Source organism: Sphingobium cyanobacteriorum (genome assembly GCF_030580935.1).
In the GTDB taxonomy this organism is placed as follows: domain Bacteria; phylum Pseudomonadota; class Alphaproteobacteria; order Sphingomonadales; family Sphingomonadaceae; genus Sphingobium; species Sphingobium cyanobacteriorum.
The window spans coordinates 1-1,024 of the sequence record NZ_JAUQOM010000072.1 but is presented as its reverse complement, the minus strand read 5'-3'; the positions used below and the strand labels follow the sequence as shown (position 1 = coordinate 1,024).

Annotated in this window: 1 protein-coding gene and 1 pseudogene; both read right to left on the bottom strand. The window is 57.8% G+C overall.

The features are described 5' to 3' along the window. Positions 1–95 precede the first annotated feature (95 nt). Positions 96–767 (bottom strand): TetR/AcrR family transcriptional regulator, encoded by a 672-nt coding sequence (locus Q4610_RS21725; protein ID WP_304537846.1) that lies wholly within the window; start codon positions 765–767, stop codon positions 96–98. Between the two features lie 5 nt (positions 768–772). Further along, positions 773–1,024, bottom strand: a pseudogene (locus tag Q4610_RS21720) (hypothetical protein); the annotation flags it as partial.

Sequence of the window (1,024 nt, the reverse complement as noted above, 5' to 3'; positions counted from 1 at the left end):
CTGGCGCTTCAGCTTTTCGGCAATGGTATTCAAAATCATCGGCTCGCTCCGCAATATCAGGAGCGGCAACTTCTCTCCCCATGGTCAACATCGAGTTAACCTGAAGAATTTGCGACAAGGCCCTCCTGACGCTTGTCGTGATCCATGGCCTGACCGTTCGTGCCGAGGCCGTTGAGAATGATCTCGCAGTATTCCATCGCGAAAGAGGAAGCGGGGCGCCCGTGTCCGGGCTTGAACCAACGAACCATCCAATTAAGCATCGAAAGGATCGCTCGGCTGATCGCACGGGAATCCGTGTTTCGATAGCGGCCGTTGGCGATGCCGGCGAGCACGATACTCCGAAGAAGCTCCTCATAGGCATCGCGTAGGTCCTGGGCTTCCTCAAGAAGTCCGTTGTTCTCCATCCCGCCATAACCCACCAGCATCGTAACAAACCCATGGTAGTGGGTCTCGAAGTAGTCGGCGTGTGCCGTCATGAAGCGGCAAAGCGCTTCGGGCGCGTCGTGCTGGCCGTCGACGGCCATCGTCACTGCGTCAAGAAGGCCTTGCAGTGTCCTGACGATAATTGCCTCGTAGATTTCTTTCTTGTTCGGGAAGTAGTGATAAATAGCAGCTTTGGTGACACCGACAGCTTCCGCGACACTGCCCAGCGAGGCTCCATCGAAACCTTCGTGCGCAAACAACTCGGCCGCTTCATCGAGAATTTTGCCGCGCGCATTCTCCATCGTCGGTGGACGACCTTGGCGGCGGACGCGCTCCTTCTGCATTGGAGCTACTTTCCGCCCGTCGCCGGGATACCGGCAACTACGCCCATCTCCAAAAGCTGATCGACCCGATCTGCGCTCAGATCCAGCTCGGCCTGAAGGACTTGGCGGGTATGCTCGCCGACCTCGGGTGGAACTGTCGGCGGAGCAAACGGACTTTCCGACATGCGCAACGGGCTGCGCACGGAGCGGAAGGTGCCGATCCTTTCGGAAGGAACCGAAACGACAGTGTCCCGAAGGATTGCAACATCGCTAGCGAA